General features: G+C 41.5%; 15 protein-coding genes. 7 read left to right on the top strand and 8 right to left on the bottom strand.

Annotation, left to right across the window (positions count from 1 at the left end):
* Positions 1-27: 27 nt before the first annotated feature.
* A complete protein-coding gene (locus UYI_RS0121055; RefSeq protein WP_016868651.1) occupies positions 28-237 on the top strand; it encodes a hypothetical protein in 210 nt (69 codons plus the stop codon).
* A 120-nt stretch (positions 238-357) separates the two neighbouring features.
* On the opposite strand, the gene era is transcribed toward UYI_RS0121055, so the two are convergent.
* Positions 358-1,269: a GTPase Era gene (gene era / locus UYI_RS0121050; protein ID WP_016868650.1), complete on the bottom strand. Its 912-nt coding sequence runs from the start codon at positions 1,267-1,269 to the stop codon at positions 358-360.
* Between the two features lie 545 nt (positions 1,270-1,814).
* Positions 1,815-2,945, bottom strand: coding sequence for a M14 family metallopeptidase (locus UYI_RS0121045; protein WP_026086082.1), 1,131 nt, complete (start codon positions 2,943-2,945; stop codon positions 1,815-1,817).
* Positions 2,946-3,266: 321 nt separating this feature from the next.
* Between UYI_RS0121045 and UYI_RS37730 the strand changes: the two genes are divergently transcribed.
* The 5 genes from UYI_RS37730 (at position 3,267) to UYI_RS0121015 (ending at position 7,793) form a co-directional block, all read left to right on the top strand.
* Positions 3,267-3,413 carry a hypothetical protein gene (locus UYI_RS37730; protein WP_016868647.1) on the top strand — a complete coding sequence of 49 codons (147 nt, stop codon included), beginning with the start codon at positions 3,267-3,269 and terminating at the stop codon, positions 3,411-3,413.
* A 155-nt stretch (positions 3,414-3,568) separates the two neighbouring features.
* Positions 3,569-4,612: a S66 peptidase family protein gene (locus UYI_RS0121030; RefSeq protein WP_016868646.1), complete on the top strand. Its 1,044-nt coding sequence runs from the start codon at positions 3,569-3,571 to the stop codon at positions 4,610-4,612.
* 82 nt (positions 4,613-4,694) lie between these two features.
* Positions 4,695-5,801: a class I SAM-dependent methyltransferase gene (locus UYI_RS0121025; protein WP_016868645.1), complete on the top strand. Its 1,107-nt coding sequence runs from the start codon at positions 4,695-4,697 to the stop codon at positions 5,799-5,801.
* A complete protein-coding gene (locus tag UYI_RS0121020; RefSeq protein ID WP_016868643.1) occupies positions 5,801-6,454 on the top strand; it encodes a glycosyltransferase family 2 protein in 654 nt (217 codons plus the stop codon). Before UYI_RS0121025 ends, UYI_RS0121020 begins: the two co-directional genes overlap by 1 nt.
* 19 nt (positions 6,455-6,473) lie before the next feature.
* On the top strand, positions 6,474-7,793 hold the full coding sequence (locus tag UYI_RS0121015) for an ABC transporter substrate-binding protein (protein WP_026086081.1): 1,320 nt from the start codon (positions 6,474-6,476) through the stop codon (positions 7,791-7,793).
* A gap of 220 nt (positions 7,794-8,013) precedes the next feature.
* Here UYI_RS0121015 and glgB read toward each other — a convergent pair whose 3' ends face one another.
* The 3 genes from glgB to UYI_RS0121000 all read right to left on the bottom strand — a co-directional run bounded on the left by glgB (position 8,014) and on the right by UYI_RS0121000 (position 12,121).
* Positions 8,014-10,311, bottom strand: a complete 2,298-nt coding sequence (gene glgB, locus UYI_RS0121010; protein ID WP_016868641.1) for a 1,4-alpha-glucan branching enzyme — start codon at positions 10,309-10,311, stop codon at positions 8,014-8,016.
* Positions 10,312-10,555: 244 nt separating this feature from the next.
* The gene (locus UYI_RS0121005; protein ID WP_016868640.1) at positions 10,556-10,876 is read right to left on the bottom strand and encodes a hypothetical protein; all 321 of its coding nucleotides are present in this window, start codon (positions 10,874-10,876) and stop codon (positions 10,556-10,558) included.
* Positions 10,877-11,044: 168 nt separating this feature from the next.
* Positions 11,045-12,121, bottom strand: coding sequence for a PIN/TRAM domain-containing protein (locus tag UYI_RS0121000; RefSeq protein ID WP_016868639.1), 1,077 nt, complete (start codon positions 12,119-12,121; stop codon positions 11,045-11,047).
* Between the two features lie 355 nt (positions 12,122-12,476).
* Here UYI_RS0121000 and hemW point away from each other — a divergent pair, with 355 nt between their 5' ends.
* Positions 12,477-13,661, top strand: coding sequence for a radical SAM family heme chaperone HemW (gene hemW, locus UYI_RS0120995; RefSeq protein ID WP_016868638.1), 1,185 nt, complete (start codon positions 12,477-12,479; stop codon positions 13,659-13,661).
* A gap of 213 nt (positions 13,662-13,874) precedes the next feature.
* On the opposite strand, the gene UYI_RS0120990 is transcribed toward hemW, so the two are convergent.
* From UYI_RS0120990 to UYI_RS0120980, 3 genes are all read right to left on the bottom strand, one after another.
* The gene (locus UYI_RS0120990) at positions 13,875-14,198 is read right to left on the bottom strand and encodes a DUF2103 domain-containing protein (protein WP_016868637.1); all 324 of its coding nucleotides are present in this window, start codon (positions 14,196-14,198) and stop codon (positions 13,875-13,877) included.
* A gap of 5 nt (positions 14,199-14,203) precedes the next feature.
* Positions 14,204-14,530 (bottom strand): ATP-dependent Clp protease adapter ClpS, encoded by a 327-nt coding sequence (gene clpS, locus UYI_RS0120985; RefSeq protein ID WP_016868636.1) that lies wholly within the window; start codon positions 14,528-14,530, stop codon positions 14,204-14,206.
* 120 nt (positions 14,531-14,650) lie between these two features.
* The gene (locus tag UYI_RS0120980; RefSeq protein WP_016868635.1) at positions 14,651-16,684 is read right to left on the bottom strand and encodes an FAD-dependent oxidoreductase; all 2,034 of its coding nucleotides are present in this window, start codon (positions 16,682-16,684) and stop codon (positions 14,651-14,653) included.
* Positions 16,685-16,911 lie beyond the last annotated feature (227 nt).

Genomic DNA, 16,911 nt, shown 5'->3' with positions numbered 1-16,911 from the left:
TGAGGGGGTGACAACCGCAGTCAACTTGTGGCAGGGCAAGCCTTTCAGGTGACGGACGCCCTCAAAGATAAAAAGCAACAGCAAGATTTTTCTTATTCATCAGCACTCAAAACTCCTATTTTCACAAAGCGCGATCGCGCTCAATTAATTCTCATCTTTTCAGCAGTCATTAAAGTGAAAGGCAAGCCAAGCCTAAGTTACATCCCCCTTGTCACCCCCTCAGTTGTCAATTGTTAGTGGTTAGTAGATAGTAGTTGGTAGTTGTACAGACGTGCCATGGCACGTCTGTACATTGGTTAGTAGTTGTTTTTTACCACTAACCACTAACCACTAACCAACAACAATTGACAATTAACTTTACTCTTCTACCCGATATCCAAACTCTGCTAAACGAATGCGCGACTGACGCCATTTTGGTTGCACTTTTACAAATAATTCTAGGTAAACTTTGCCTGCAATTAACTTTTGAATTTGTTCTCTGGCTGCGCTACCAACAGCTTTTAGCATCGAACCACCTTTGCCAATGAGAATTCCTTTTTGAGAATCACGTTCGACGTGGATCGTGGCTAGTACGCGGGTAATGGTTGTTGTTTCTTCTACTTTATCGATGGATATTGCTACAGAATGGGGAATTTCTTCGCGTGTTAACAGCAAAATCTGTTCTCGAATCAATTCGCCCATGATAAAGCGTTCTGGTTGATCGGTGACTAAGTCGGGAGGATAGTAGTAAGGCCCGGGTTCTATATTTTGAATGAGTAATTGTTGTAATTCGCCCAATCCTGTACCTGTTTTGGCAGAAAATTTTACTGTCTGCCATTGATGAGTACTTGCTAACTGCGTGTAACTTTCATCTATAGCCAGAGAATTTGCTACCTGTTGGTCGATTTTGTTTAGACCTAAAATTACAGGTGTACTGCTGCGACTCAGTAAATCGGCAATGTAGCGATCGCCTGCACCACAAAAAGTTGTAGCATCAACCACAAACAGCACCACATCCACAGATTCAATCGCTATTTTGGCGTTTTGCACCAGCACTTCACCCAATTGATGATGAGGTTTATGAATTCCTGGTGTATCCACAAAAATTAATTGTGCCTCTTTTGTGGTTAAGATGCCCCGCAATCGATTGCGTGTAGTTTGGGCTACTGGTGATGTAATGGCTATTTTTTGTCCAACTAACTGATTCATCAACGTAGATTTACCGACATTGGGACGACCAACAATACCGATAAAGCCTGATTTAAAACCAGGAGGAGCCTGTGGGATCATTACTTCCCCTGCCAAAGAGAAGATGTCATTATTACTACTATTCACCTGTGACTCCGATTTACTCTACGTTTGCAAGAAGTAATTTAGTGTGTAGAGACAAAAGAAACATAGAATCACCCTGACGTTTTTAGCTATTGCCTTTGCTTAAGTTTAATCTACTACTAAATATATTTAACTACCTAAATACATTTCACACACCAAATATCAAAACATTTGGCTCAGACAATGTTAAGAATCACTAACAAAGCTAAACTAAATAATACCCTAGTACCAGCTATCTAAAACTACCTATAGGATAGATATTTATTTATGAATATATATATTTGTGTACCTTTATTGAATTTTGTCTATCTATCAATAGAGAGGGTATAATACCAATTTTGGATTTTACCCAACAGGATTTTAGATTGGGAGCCTTTGCTAAAAGGCTATTTCTGGAATCTCAAACAACACTAACTATCGCAATTTGGTATAAGGGAAATAATCTGAATCAAATTTCTGCATAACGCCTATACCGCTACACTCCTATCTCCATAAATATATATTTAATGAATTACTCCCAATACAAACTCCCCTTCATTTACGGCTTGATTAGTTGCAACATCATAAACTAATCCATCTTGTTCAGCGTAAATATCAGTTAACTGAGGTAACTTCCCTGCTTTATTAAAACTCAAAATTTGATAAAGCTTGTCTCCAGGTTTAATTTCACTGCCTAATTCAACTCTCGCTTGAATCATTCCACCGACAGGAGCATAATATTTCTTAATTTGACTTCTGGCTCTAAACGTCATTTTGTGAGATTCACTATTTGCTAAAGGAAAGCCAGTAATTTTAAGTACTCCTTTGGATGCTAAATAGTTTTTGATTCCTAAAATACCTTTGGCTACTGAATCAGGATTCATTTGCATACCCATACCTAACTCAAGTGTCCAGGCTTCTACATCAAATTTGATATTTCTTCCTAGTTGTTTTAAATATTTTTCTAATGCTAACCAAGGCTTAATAAATGCTTCATCAAAAGCATCTCCATCATATTCATCAAGTACAATTCCAAAATTGAGTAAAAAGTATTTAGCGCTGTCTTCTCGATTGGGAAAGTAATAAAGGTAATTTAAACCTTGATTGGTAGAACTATGTAAATCAATTAAGTAATCAGCATCTAAACTTAGAGATTGTAGTTTGTAGCGAAACTTCTCAGTATAAGGTACGCTACTAGGAGAATTAATTTTTTCTAAAAGTTTAGTAAAATTTTGCTGAATTAAGGCAAGATAATTTTGTTTGACGACCTCCGAATTTAGATGAAGTTGAGATTTAGCAAATATAGCTAAATCATCAGCTTCTTTTTCGTAATCCCAAAAGATACGGTTCCAATCTTTGGCTTCATAAAGACAGTATCTACCAGGAGAAAAGTGATGTATACGTGTATTCGTTCCCATCGGATTACAAACAGGAACTAACCAAATTTCCCCAATTAAATTGGTAGCATCTAGTGTCAATAAAAACTCAATTAATTGGTGAATGACTGCATTACCAGCTATTTCTGCACCATGCAGATTAGATTGAATGTAAACTTTCTTGCCTGGATAAGCACCAGTAAATTTATATAATTGCAGTGACAAAAAATCACCAGAAGCCATCTGGCGTAGAGGAATTGTAGAAATAGTAGGCAGCATTTTAAGTAAGAGGAAAGGGGGATGGGGAGGTGGGTAACTCGAGGCCCCCACTCCCCCAAGGGAGTGGGGATTAGGGGAGGTGGGGAGATGGGGAGAAAACAATTCAAAATTCAAAATTTAGGAAGAGGGTGTGGGGAGTGTAAGGAGTGTGTAGACGCAACAACGGTGAGGGGGTCGCAGTCTTGGACGCCACGTGACGCCACGTGCTACAACTGTTGGAACTCCCAAGGGCGCAGTGGCTCCTTTATGCCGGCAGAAGAGTCCACCGCAGTGGCTGGGCTTTGGGTCACGTAGACGCGCTCATAGGCTTAAGGTAAGGGTATGCGAACCCCCGTAGACGTCCGGAGGGCGGCTTGGCTTCCCGTAAGGGTGGAGTGGGGGAGCCAGCGCGGTCTTGTTGGTTTCCAACAAAGAGCGACTGGCGTGGAGTGTGAGGAGTGGGTACTGGAGATGGTTAACAATCACTAACCATTAACCAACAACCAACCATCAACAATCAACAATCAACCACTAACCAACAACTAAATTCTCATTATTCTTTTGATGTTGAGATTTTCTTTGTGATAACTTTATGGTTCACTGTCTTAGTGATTCCATCTACTTCTTAACATCTCTACTTATCAATGCAATCTCAAGTTATCATTCCGCCACCCCTCCAACCTGGTGACTTACTACGAGTTATTGCACCTAGTGGTGCTTTGCGAGAACTTACAGCATTTGAACGAGGAGTAGAAATTTGGCGATCGCGCGGCTATCGAGTAGAAGTAATACCAGATATAGATGACAGATGGGGATATTTAGCTGGTAAAGATGAAACTCGTTGTCACCACCTAGCATTAGCATGGCAAGACCCCGAATGTCGCGGTATTCTCTGCGCTAGGGGTGGTTTTGGTAGTACGCGGGTTTTGGAAAATTGGAGTTGGGGAGTAGGGACAGTGGGGAGGTGGGGAGAACCGGAGGTGGGGAGAACCGGAGGTGGGGAGAGTTTCACTCTAAGTTCTCCTCATCACCCCTACCCTACGGGAAGCCGCTTGCGCGTCTACACCCCATCACCCCATCACCCCATCTCCCCAATTTCTTCTCCCAAGTGGCTGATCGGCTTTTCTGACATTACCGCTTTACTGTGGAGTCTTTATCAGGTGGGAATTTCTGGTGTACACGCGCCTTTGTTAACCACGATCGCTGACGAACCAGATTGGTCAGTTCAACGTTTATTTGATTGGGTGGAAGGACATTCCCTTCCTCCTATCAAAGGTTGTGGTTGGGGAGGTGGTGTAGCTACTGGTATTTTGCTACCAGCTAATCTGACTGTGGCGACCCATCTTTTGAGTACACCCATCCAACCGGATTTAGATGGGGTCATCCTGGCTTTTGAAGATGTGACAGAAGCACCCTACCGGATTGATAGAATGTTGACGCAGTGGCGCCTGTGTGGTGCTTTGTCTAAAGTTCGTGGTATCGCTTTGGGTAGCTTTACTAAATGTGAAGTGCCAGTGGGTATTCCTAGTTTTACAGTGGAAGAAGTTTTACGCGATCGGTTGGGTGATTTGGGTATTCCTGTTGTCTCGGATTTACCCTTTGGTCATGAAGCACCAAATGCAGCATTACCAGTAGGTGTACAGGTGATTTTAGATGCAGATCAAGGCATATTGGATATTGTCAAATGAACTATTGCCGAGAGCAATCCAGAAATAGCTTATAATACGCAAGTTGTCCTCAAGTCTTCAAATATTTTGAGGAATTAATTGCATGGCTAAACAATATATATCTACCACTTATTTACAGCAGCATGACAGCAAGCTGTATGCTATTTTTGCTTGGAGCCAAAGACAAGCGGAAATAATTCCGGCAAAATCATGGTTGACTTTAATGGAGATATTTGTTCACGAACATTCTCTAGAAAAAGCCTATCAAATATTTCAAAAAATTAAATTAGCTCCAACTGCCAATAAAGTCATAGATGAAATCAATAAATATGCAGATTTAGTTGCCAATGCCATAGTATTTGTAGCAGATAGCCAAATTACAATTTATGGCAAAGGATTTCGGAGTTTTATCGAAAAAGATATGCAGTTTGAACTTGGTTCATTAAGTCGAGAAACTTACCAAGTTCTTCCACAATTATTTGCTCATTTGCAATTAGAAGATGACCTAGAAAAAATTCAGAATATCAAAGACTTTTGCCAGTTAGTAGAAAAACTAGAAAATATAGGTTTATTATCTCCTGCCACAGGCTCTATTGATTGGGGAGATTTGAAAAAAACAGTTCCTATTTGTCAAGCATTTGGGTTGACAAGAGGAACTCCTGTGGATCGCTACTATCTCCGGAAATTTATTGACGATATTCATCCACAAGTAGTTGGCAATATTTTGGAAATAGGTGGTACTCCCAAAGATAAAGATTTCTATCAAATGAATCCAGGTAGTTCCTATCGGATTCTCAATTTAGAATCAGGGCCAGGGGTAGATATAGTGGGGGATGTTCACGATGTATCTGTAATCGAACCAAAGTCTTTAGATTCAGTGATTATCTTTAATGTTTTAGAACATTGTTACGCACCCTGGATTGCTATTGAAAATATCCATACCTGGTTAAAACCTGGTGGCAAATGTTTTGCGATGGTTCCAAATGCGATTCGAGTTCATGCTACCCCGGTTGACTATTGGCGACCTTTACCAGATGCTTTTGCCTGGATGTTTAGAAATTTTTCTCAGCAGAAATTGTATGTTTACGGCAATCCTATTACTGTCATAGCTAGTTATCATGGTATTGCCGTTGAAGAATTAACCCCCGAAGAACTAGACGCTTTTCATCCAGATTATCCCGTCGCAACTTGTATCGTAGCTGAAAAATAATGAGTAGTATAATTTTCGACTACACGCCTGAAATATCAGTAATTTTATGTACTTACAACCGAGCAAAATATTTAAATAACTGTATTGATAGTGTTATCAATCAAACTTTTACAAATTGGGAATTGATTGTAGTTGACGACGGTAGCCAAGACAATACTTTTGAGATTGTCAATCTTTATCTTCAGAAGTTCCAGAATATTCGTTATCTGAAACATCAAAATCGTAAGTTAGCCTACTCTAAAAATGTTGGAATTCAAGCATCATTCGGCAAGTACATTACATTTATCGATAGTGATGATACTTATCAACCAAATCATTTAGAATCCCGGCTGCAATTCATGCAAGCTAACCCAGAAATTGATTTGATTCAAGGAGGATTTGCAAGCGATGAAGAAATTTGGGTAGCAGATTATTTTCAACCAGGAAAAACAATTAATTTAAGGGAATGTGTCTTAGGTCCTACTTTTTTTGGAAAAAGACAGGTATTTTTGGATTTGCATGGGTTTAATAATATCTCCTATGGAGAAGATACAGACTTGTGGGAACGAGCAGAAAAAATCTTTAAAACTTACAAGTTAGCTGAACCCCAAACTTATAACTATACAAGAGCAGAAACTAGTATTACTAAGAGTGTGTTAGAAAATCTATCCTGATTTATATTTACTGCTGAGCATGAACATAAAATTTTTAATATACCAAATTAGAAATTATGTACGCCAGTTTATGAGTTCGGCTTGGCAAATTTCAATTGTGGGAGTTTGCTTATGTTTGTTATTAGTTATATATGGTTGTCAAGCTACACAAAATAAAGACAATGGAGTTATTCATTTAACACTTTGGCAGGGAATTAATCCCCCTGTCAATCGAGATGTGTTTCAAAAATTGGTGGATAAGTTTAATCAAACTCATCCAGATATTCAAGTAGAATCTATTTATGCTGGTCAGCTTGACCAACAATTGCCGAAAGTTTTAACAGCAGTGGTCGGTAATGTTCCACCCGATATTTTGACATATTACCCACAAATTACAGGTCAGTTGGTAGAATTAGGTGCAATTCGACCGTTAGAAGATTGGTTAGATAAATTGTCAATTAAATCAGAAATTATCCCAAATTTATTTGAAGAATTACAGTTAAATGGTCACACTTGGTCAGTGCCACTATATACCAGCAATATGGGCATTTTTTACCGACGGGATCTATTTAAAGCTGCGGGAATAACTGAACTACCGAAGACTTGGGAAGAATTGCGGCAAGTTGCTAATAAATTAACTATAGATCGTAATGGCGACAACCATCCTGAACAATACGGAATGTTATTACCCTTGGGAAAGGGAGAATGGACTGTGTTTAGTTGGTTCCCTTTCCTATTTGGTGCTGGGGGAGAGGTAATCAAAAATGACAAACCAGATTTGCTGAACAAAGGAGCGATCGCAGCTTTGCAATTCTGGCAAGATTTAATTAAAGATGGTTCAGCTAAATTATCTCCTCCAGAGCGGGGTTACGAGGAAGATAATTTTACCTCTGGTCGCGTGGCTATGCAAATTACGGGGCCTTGGACTTACATCATGAAATCTGATGTTGATTTTGATGTCTTTCCTATTCCTGGAAATTTGCAACAAGCTACAGTCGCTGGTACTGGTAACATGTACGTCATGAAAACCACGCCAGAAAGAGAGCAAGCTGCACTCAAGTTTCTTGAGTACATGTTGAGTGAAGAATTTCAAACTGAGTGGAGTATTGGAACAGGTTTTTTACCAGTAAACATTAAATCTGCTCAAAGTCAAGCTTTCCAGGAACTGATCAACCAAAAATCAGTGTTGAAAGTCTTTTTAGACCAAATGTCTGTGACACGTGCTAGACCAATAATTGCTGGATATAGCCGTCTTTCTGATAGTCTGGGGAGAGCTATTGAGGCGACTTTGTTAGGTGAATCTCCTGAAAAGGCTCTCAAAGCTGCTCAAGAACGTTTAGATATGATTTGGGGAAAGTAAAATCCCATTAACTCCAACTCCTAGACCAACTAAGCCTGTTAATGTATTAGATAAAACAGCGACTAATATTTGGAGAGTTTGCGATCGCAATACTGAGAACTGACGGGGTGACAAAGCGGGTCACAGTTTTGGTGTAAAAAAAGATAGGTCAAGTATTCTCAACAAGACCTATCTAAGGATAATTTAACCTAAATTCTACCAGATGAAACAAAAATTAAGATTATTCTTGTTGAGACTCCATCACCTCAGCAGTCTTCTCCCTATCCAACTTGAGAATCAACACACCCAAAGGTGGTAAACATAAATCCAGCGAATAAGAGCGATTGTGCATCGACCAATTATCTGTCCATTTACCACCTAAATTGCCCATATTGCTGCCACCGTATTTACGTGCATCGCTATTGAACAACTCGGTATAAAATCCGGGTTCCGGTACACCGATGCGGTAGTGGGAATGGGGTTGAGGGGTGAAGTTGCAAACCACAATGACAAAATCTTCTGAATCCTTATCTCTGCGGATAAAGGACACAACGCTGTGGCGGTTATCGCTACAGTCAATCCACTCAAACCCTTCTCGGGCAAAATCTAGGGTATACAAAGACGGTTCACTGCGGTAGAGATGGTTTAAATCCTTGAAAAAGTCTTTGAGTTGTTGGTGTGACTCATGCTGCAATAAATGCCATTCTAAGTCAGCCCAAACATTCCACTCACTCCACTGCCCAAACTCCATGCTCATGAACATGGTTTTCTTGCCTGGGTGAGCAAACATATAGGTGAACAGACAACGCACGTTAGCAAATTTCTGCCATCTATCACCAGGCATTTTACCGATGATGTTGCTTTTACCATGCACAACTTCATCGTGAGACAATGCCAACATGAAGTTTTCGCTGTGGTGATACCACATACTAAAAGTAACATTGTTCTGGTGGAACTGACGGAACCAGGGATCCATACTGAAATAATCCAGCATGTCATGCATCCAGCCCATGTTCCACTTTAGGTTGAAGCCCAAACCACCAGTGTAGGTTGGCCAGGAAACCATTGGCCAAGCTGTAGATTCTTCAGCAATAGAAACAACTCCCGGAAAATAGCTAAAGATGAGGTGATTTACCTGACGCAGAAAATCCGCTGCTTCTAGGTTTTCTCTACCTCCATACTGGTTGGGCAGCCATTCGCCTTCTTTGCGGCAATAATCAAGGTAAAGCATGGAAGCGACCGCATCAACGCGAATACCGTCAATGTGGAATTTATCAAACCAAAATAGAGCATTGGCAACTAAGAAATTACGGACTTCGTTGCGTGAGTAGTTAAACACCAAAGTTCCCCATTCTTTATGTTCGCCTTTACGGGGATCAGCGTGTTCATAAAGGTGAGTACCATCGAAGAAAGCTAAACCATGACCGTCTTTGGGGAAGTGACCGGGAACCCAATCTACAATTACGCCAATACCGTTTTTGTGGCACTGGTCAACAAAATACATAAAGTCTTCTGGGCTACCATAACGGGAAGTAGGGGCGTAATAGCCTGTGACTTGATAACCCCAAGAACCATCAAAGGGATGTTCAGCGATGGGCAATAATTCCACGTGGGTATAGCCCAAATCTTTGACGTAGGGGATTAACCTGTCTGCTAGCTCTCGATAAGTCAGAAAACGCGCACCAGGATTAAGTTCAGAAACAGGAACGATAGGCTCGGTTTCCCCATTAGGCAGTCTGGGTGGTTCTGCACTAGAGGCGTGTAACCAAGAACCTAAATGTACTTCGTAAACTGAGATGGGTTGAGTCAGAGGATCAGTATGACGCCGCACCTCCATCCAGTCTTCGTCGTTCCACTGATAACTATTTAAGTCAGTGACAATCGATGCTGTTTTGGGACGCGGTTCTTGTTGGAAACCGTAGGGATCAGATTTTTCGTAAATGTGACCTTCTGTATTTTTGACTTCGTATTTGTAATGTTCTCCTACCCCAAGCCCAGGAATAAATAATTCCCAAATCCCAGTTTGTCCTTTACGCATCTGGTGTTTGCGTCCGTCCCACTGATTGAAATTGCCGATCACTGAAACGTTGCGGGCATTGGGAGCCCAAACGGCAAAATAAACACCCTTAACGCCGTCTACTTCTATGGGGTGCGCTCCTAGTTTTTCGTAAATCCGGTGATGGTTTCCTTCAGCAAACAAGTGCAAATCAAACTCAGTTAAGCGGGGAGAACGGAAAGCGTAAGGGTCGTAGATGACTCGTTCGTGTTCCCCTTCTTTGATTTTGAGTTGGTAGTTAGCTAATTCTTTTGTTTCAATCGCGCACTCGAAAAAGTGAGGATCATGCACGCTTTGCATGGGATATTCTTTTCTTTCTTCGGGAAGAATCACCCACGCTTCGCTGGCATTGGGTAGGTAGGCTCGCACAGCCCAGACAGTTTTGCCATTTGCTTCTACAAGATGGGAACCCAATATTTCAAAAGGATCTTGATGTTGATTCCAAACGATGCGGTTTACTTGTTCGGGGGCAATCATGGTCATAGACATGGAGCTACCTATGTTGGTTGAATAAAGTGGCTAAGTAAAACTGCTTTATTAAGTTCTATATATTATTCTTTACAATTATTTGCAAATTTTGTCTTGAGGGTCATCATCAATTTGGGGGGAGACAAGGGAAAGGGGACAGGTCGGACGACGACTTGGGGGAAGTCAGAAGTCGGAAGTTGTAATTACTAACCACTAACCACTAACCACTAACAATCGACAATTGACACTTGACCATTGACTAAATCAATGTATCCAAAAATGGGAAAAGCTGAAGTAAAGCTTTACGCAGTCTCAGCAAAAAGATATTTTCTCTGATATTAGGACTTAGTTTTGGTGGTGGGGCTTGTTGTAGTTGGGCTTGCAGTTGTGCATAGTCGGCTGCGGATAGGGGTTTGCCATCAATCGGCGATCGCGCTGCTAAGATAATTTCTGTCCGTAATATTTCTTCTGGTATGTCTTCTGGTGGTGGTAATGCTGCTACTATTGCTCCCTGATAGTTCGTTATGCTTACAACAATGCTACTAATAGCTGTCAAACAAATGTATTTTATATATTTCATCTTGATTAATTTTTGATTTTTAATTTCGGTTATTTATTGCTAGACAGTTTATACCACAGTTGCTGCCGCACAACTTGTATATATTGAGCAATTAACCAAAAAATAACCGATGCAATCAAATTGCATCGGCAAGAAAAAAATTTAGCAAACTTGAACTGGACATTTCCTTCATGCCAATGCAGATGCTTGGGGTTTGGCGAAGATCATTCTACCGGCGGAGGTTTGGAGGGCGCTGGTGACAACTACCCGCAATTCACCACCTACATAATTGCTTCCTTCTTCAACCACAACCATTGTGCCATCGTCTAAGTAGCCAATACCCTGACTGGGTTCTTTGCCTTCTTTGAGAATCTTAAGGTCAATGTTATCGCCTGGTAAGTAGGTAGGACGTACAGCATTAACCAAATCGTTAACGTTTAAAACAGGCACTTTTTGCACACTGGCGACTTTGGATAAGTTATAGTCGTTGGTTAAGAGTGTGCCGTTGATTTCTTGGGCAAACCTAACTAACTTCGCATCTACGGTTGTGATATCGTCGTAGTCTATTGAGTTAATCAAAATGCGATCGGGGTACACTGTTTTAATCCGGTTGAGTATTTCTAGTCCCCGTCTTCCCCGTACCCGTTTTTGGTCTTTGCTTGCATCCGCTACTTGTTGCAGTTCTTGTAAGACAAATTGCGGTACAAGTAATTGTCCTTCCAAAAAGCCAGTTTCTAGAAGTGTTTCAATACGACCATCAATAATGCAGCTGGTGTCTAATACTTTGGTGCTAGCTGGTTTGAGTGTCCCTTCTACCACCATTGTTTCTACAGTATTGGGATTGATCAAACGCAATAAACCACGTCCGTGGGTATCTGCCAGATTCATACCAGTGTATGCCAGCACGATGCTGCCAACAACTGCTACCAATGGCTTAATAAAACTAAAATCGGTGGGGATCGGTAGCAAGAATAGAGGTGCTAGCATTAAATTAGCAATTAGTAACCCAATGACTAGACCGATCGCACGGGTTAAGATGATTTCAAAGGGCATCTCCCGGACTTGACTTTCTAGGCGACGATATGCAGTCTGAAATCTCAGACCGACTGCACCGCCAATAATAGCAGCAAAAGCAGCAAAAACTAAGCGCAGAGCTTCTTCGTTTGTCACCCGTTCGAGTGCCCCGTTTGGTAGAAACTCGATACTATAGAAGCCTACCCCTGCTGCTGCTAGGATGAATGAGAAAATGATAATTGCATCTAGCATAATTGTGTTGTTTTCCTGCAACAGTGTTAGTCGATAAGAAGTAAAGTAATTTTTATCTCATCGTTAAGAGCGATTTAGAATAATTACGCTCATTCTAGAAGTTGAGACTGACAACATCTGCACTCATTATAACTAAAGATTTTTATGCTCTATTATTGCCATCTTTTTGCTGAAAAACGATAAAAAATTGTTAATAAATAGCTAGAAATAATTAAGATAAAATGCTAACTCCAAGAACACTGGCAGTAAGCTGTTTTCACCTCTGGGCTTATATCTTCTGGATTTTGTCTTTTACTTAACTTATTAATTTTCATGTTTTGTAATTCTAATAATCATATTTTAATTTTCACTTAAAATGGCACAAAAAGATATATTTTCAGCTATTCCAACTTCTGCCTACATACATATTCCTTTTTGCAGACGCCGATGCTTTTACTGTGATTTTCCTATTTCTGTCGTAGGCGATCGCTTGCGTGGTGAAACATCGGGTACAATCTCTCAATACGTAGACTTTGTGTGTCAAGAAATTGCCCTTGCTCCTGTTTTTGGTCAATCTTTGCAGACAATTTTCTTTGGTGGCGGTACTCCCTCGCTTTTATCTGTGCAACAATTGCAACATATATTAAAAGCGTTAGAGCAAAAATTTGGTATTTCTCCTGGGGTAGAAATTTCTATGGAAATAGACCCAGGTACGTTTGATTTAGAACATATTCAAGGTTATCGTAGCGCAGGCGTCAACCGTGTGAGTTTGGGTGTACAAGCTTTTGATGCAGATTTATTGCAAGCTTGTGGGCGATCGCATTCTGTTAACGAAATTTACAAAGCAGTAGAATTAATTTCGCAAGTTGGGTTTGCTGACTTTAGCATAGACCTCATATCAGGATTACCGCATCAAACCCTAGATAGGTGGCAGGAGTCATTAGAAAAAGCAATTGCGATCGCACCAACCCATATATCTATTTATGACCTGACTATAGAACCTGGAACTGCCTTTGGTCGTTATTACAAAGGGGGTACTCATCCCCTACCTACAGATGAAACTACAGTCAAAATGTACCAGATGGCGCAGCAAATCCTTACTGGTGCAGGTTATGAACATTATGAAATCTCCAACTATGCCCAACTAGGACACCAGTGTCGGCATAATCGAGTTTACTGGGAAAATCGCCCTTACTATGGCTTTGGCATGGGTGCAGCCAGTTATGTGGAAGGGAAAAGATATACTCGTCCCCGTAAAACCAAAGAATATTATCAGTGGGTAGAAACTGGCTGTGTAATTGATTGTGAAGTAATATCAGCAGATGAAATTTTGTTAGAAACCTTAATGCTAGGGTTGCGGTTAGCAGAAGGCGTCAATTTAGCAGTGCTAAAAGAACAGTTTGGAGAAAAGAAGGTAGAAGAGATTGAGAAATGTTTACAGCCGTACTTGCAAAAAAGCTGGGTAAAACTCGAGGGAGAAAAGTTGCGTTTGAGTGATCCCGATGGCTTTTTGTTTTCTAACGTGATTTTGGCAAAGTTGTTTGCTGAATTGGGGGAATAGGGAGGTGGGGAACTCACCGGCCCCCACTCCCCCAAGGGAGTGGGGATTAGGGGCAGTGGGGAGGTGGGGAGACAATAAACTACTAACTACTAACTACTAACTACCAACTACCAACTACTGTACAGACGTGCCATGGCACGTCTGGTACAACAAACAACTACCAACTACTAACTACTAACTACTAACTACTAACAATTGACAATTGACAATTGACTACTTTTGCATTACAGATGCGATCGCTTCTTCGAGTTGTTGCTGCGGTAGGGTAGTTAAAATAAATACTTCTTGTACAGTTTTACCGTGACGTGCAATTAATTTAAACCCGCCCCGAATGGGTACAGACACCCGCAATTGCAACTTTGGGCTGTGACCTTTTACTCGTCCAAGTTGTCCTGGTGTGACGGTTTGAATGCCATCTAGTTTGCACAGACGTTCAAGAATGGGAATAAGTCCAGGAATATGGGTTGAGTGATTCCAAACTAATCTGCCATCTTTAACAGGTGTTGCTTTGCGGGTGTCTGGGGTGGGTTTTGTCATAAATTTTACGCTGCTTCTAGAGGAGCCATCGTGAGACCGGCTCGACGTAATTGCTGATGGTAAAGTTCAGCGGGTTCTTGGGGCCCAGTCCAAACAATGGCTTGGCCTTCGTAGTGTACTTGGTTTGTGAGTTCCCAAGCGCGATCGCTAGTCATTCCCGGAATATACTTAATCAGGCACTCAGCAACGTGCTGAAAAGTATTGAAATCATCGTTTAAAACGATGACTTTGTAATTTGGATAGGTCTTGCGGGTAACTTGAGTTGACCGTTCAGGAGCTATAGTTGGTGTCGCTGCCATCCCGTAAACAGCTGCTGAAAGTTTGGTAATCATAAAAGAATTAACCAACAGGTCTTTACAAAACTACACTACAATTAACAGTTTAGTCTATGGTAGTTGATTGTTGTTTGTTGTTTGGCACAACCACCAATCAACTACCAACACCCAACAAAATTATTTCCAATCTTCCCAATTTTGATTGAAAATTGAGGTATCAGGGAAAGCGGTGGGGTTGCCGTTATTCTTGAGTAGTTGTTGCAATTTTAGTAATTGCGGTTCTATTTTTGGTAATTCATCTACTAGTTGGTAGGGGGCGATATTGTTTTTCAAAGCGAAAGCTGCTGTAGTCCCTGCTGCTGCACCAGCAGACCATTCAAAGGAGTGGACGCGGTAAGCTGCTGCTGCAATGTGACTGGTAGCAATACTTTTACCTCCTACCAACAAATTGTCAATTTTTTGTGGGATCATTGCCCGCAGAGCTATCTGGAAGGGATAAGCTTGGCCTGCACCGCGTCTTTCACCTTCGCGTTCTGTGTTTCCTGGTGCTTCTGGTGGGCTTTTTGTCATGCAAGGATGAAAGTCGATCGCATAATGTCCAATACCGACACCATCGGGAAAAACTGTAGAACGAGTGCGTCGAGCAACTGTTTCTGGAGGTTTTTGACCTGAAAGGACTGATAAAGCTTCTAAACCTGCCAAGGTTGCTTGTAAACGGCGATATTCACCAGGTGAAAGCACCTGACGATAATAGGGATCATCATACTTGCGGCGAGAAATATCAACTTCCCAAATACTAAAGCCTTGAGGCGCACCCCAACTGGGACGGCCGATGATCCGCCTGCCTTCACGCATATATGGATATTTTGACAAACCGTGGGCTGTTCCCATCGGGGAATCTAACCCAGAAAGGAAGCGATTGTTTGGTTGTGGCTGCTTAACGCCATTTCCTAATTGAGAATCTGTAGTCCCTGCTGTCAACCAGTAATAATAACCAAGGGCATTTTCCTCACCTTTACGCAAGGTTTCTACTCGCAGTCCGCCCATCCAACCACCAGGGTTAAGCTGTCCGGTGGCTTTGAGTTGCTCACGAGTGTAAATCAGGTTATCTTTGGCGGTTCCGGGACGGTAGTCATTTCCCCAAGTCCAGTTTTGCATGGAGATGTCGCCAGGTACGGGAGCCGTAAAAGTTACACCGCCAAATTTCATTTCTTCGCCTCTGCGGGGACTCCAGATGCGACGGTAGGTAAATACTAAAGGAAAGCTTGCCAGTCGTTGCAATTCATAACTGTAGTAGGGCGAGTACTGCATGTAGAATGGGGGCATGGTTTGCTTTTGCGGTTCCTTAGTTGCCTCCATTGCAAAGGTGTAAGTAAAGCCTTGAGTGCAATAGGGATCGTTGGTAGCGCTGGAAGATGAAGGTTCTAAATAAGAACGCGCATCAATACCCAGACGATAGGGAACATCAGCAAGACCAACAACTTCTCCAGTTTCACTGGCATCTACAATATACCAGTTAGGAACATTGCCTTTTTGTGCTTGTTTGGGAGCCAGGCGAATAATTGTTTTGGTAAAGCGGGAAGAATTGAGATAGGTATAAGCGTCTTGGATACTTTGGGATAGGGTAAAAGTATTGAGTGGGGGGGCATTAGGTGCTGGTTTATGTTGGATGGCGATCGCATTATTAATGATTTTGCCATCAGAACTGATATTCAATTCCTTAATGACTGTATTTGGGAACCATTGCAACTTCCCTTTACCCTTTCTTTCCGCATCTTTGAGCATGGAACTCAAGATTTCATGCCCATCCTTAGGCATAAAGCAGGAATCACTTACCCAGCAGTCACCAGGGTTGAGTTTGCCGTACTTGCGTTCAATCCGCTTTCGCAGTTCTAAGTAACCGCGAGAGTAGTATAACTTTGCTCGTTGGGTTGGTCGTTCATCCAGTGCTGAAGTTCCTTGAGCAGAAATCTGTCCTCCCAGCCAGTCGGTAATTTCTGTCAGACAAACCGTTCTCCCGGCTAGTAAACCTTCGTAAGCAGTCGCCACACCAGACAGTCCACCACCAACAACCAGAATTTCACAGTTTACCGTTTTGTCTGGTGTTCTGGGTGGTGCTGCGATCGCTGCGTCAGGTGCAACAAAACTCGAAATGAGAGTGAGACTAATTAAAGAGGTGTAGTGACGAGATGCTAGACGTTTACGCTTCATGTTAAATAAAATTCCGCTCAACTCCTCGATCACGGCTTCCTAGCCTGGAACTAAAGTTCAAGCTGAAAGTAGAAACCCGTTTTAACAGGTTGAATATAGAAGCCGGAAATTTATTTTACGGCTTCTTTTGCAAGTAAATTCAACCGCTACGGGTGTCTAAATATGACAAGCCGCGATTTTACTTTCGCTACGTACTTTATCAGCTCTTGATGACAGATAGCCTACAT

It is taken from the genome of Fischerella muscicola PCC 7414 (genome assembly GCF_000317205.1).
Lineage (GTDB): Bacteria > Cyanobacteriota > Cyanobacteriia > Cyanobacteriales > Nostocaceae > Fischerella > Fischerella muscicola.
The sequence above is the reverse complement of the archived record's forward strand: the minus strand, read 5'-3'. Positions and strand labels throughout refer to the sequence as shown.

Coding starts and splice junctions, on each gene's coding strand:
- UYI_RS0120990 (WP_016868637.1), bottom strand. CDS start 14,198: ATGACAAAACCCACCCCAGACACCCGCAAAGCAACACCTGTTAAAGAT.
- UYI_RS0120980 (WP_016868635.1), bottom strand. CDS start 16,684: ATGAAGCGTAAACGTCTAGCATCTCGTCACTACACCTCTTTAATTAGT.
- UYI_RS0121005 (WP_016868640.1), bottom strand. CDS start 10,876: ATGAAATATATAAAATACATTTGTTTGACAGCTATTAGTAGCATTGTT.
- UYI_RS0121025 (WP_016868645.1), top strand. CDS start 4,695: ATGGCTAAACAATATATATCTACCACTTATTTACAGCAGCATGACAGC.
- UYI_RS0121030 (WP_016868646.1), top strand. CDS start 3,569: ATGCAATCTCAAGTTATCATTCCGCCACCCCTCCAACCTGGTGACTTA.
- UYI_RS0121015 (WP_026086081.1), top strand. CDS start 6,474: ATGAACATAAAATTTTTAATATACCAAATTAGAAATTATGTACGCCAG.
- era (WP_016868650.1), bottom strand. CDS start 1,269: ATGATCCCACAGGCTCCTCCTGGTTTTAAATCAGGCTTTATCGGTATT.
- UYI_RS0121045 (WP_026086082.1), bottom strand. CDS start 2,945: ATGCTGCCTACTATTTCTACAATTCCTCTACGCCAGATGGCTTCTGGT.
- clpS (WP_016868636.1), bottom strand. CDS start 14,530: ATGATTACCAAACTTTCAGCAGCTGTTTACGGGATGGCAGCGACACCA.
- hemW (WP_016868638.1), top strand. CDS start 12,477: ATGGCACAAAAAGATATATTTTCAGCTATTCCAACTTCTGCCTACATA.
- UYI_RS0121020 (WP_016868643.1), top strand. CDS start 5,801: ATGAGTAGTATAATTTTCGACTACACGCCTGAAATATCAGTAATTTTA.
- UYI_RS0121000 (WP_016868639.1), bottom strand. CDS start 12,121: ATGCTAGATGCAATTATCATTTTCTCATTCATCCTAGCAGCAGCAGGG.
- glgB (WP_016868641.1), bottom strand. CDS start 10,311: ATGACCATGATTGCCCCCGAACAAGTAAACCGCATCGTTTGGAATCAA.
- UYI_RS37730 (WP_016868647.1), top strand. CDS start 3,267: ATGCGAACCCCCGTAGACGTCCGGAGGGCGGCTTGGCTTCCCGTAAGG.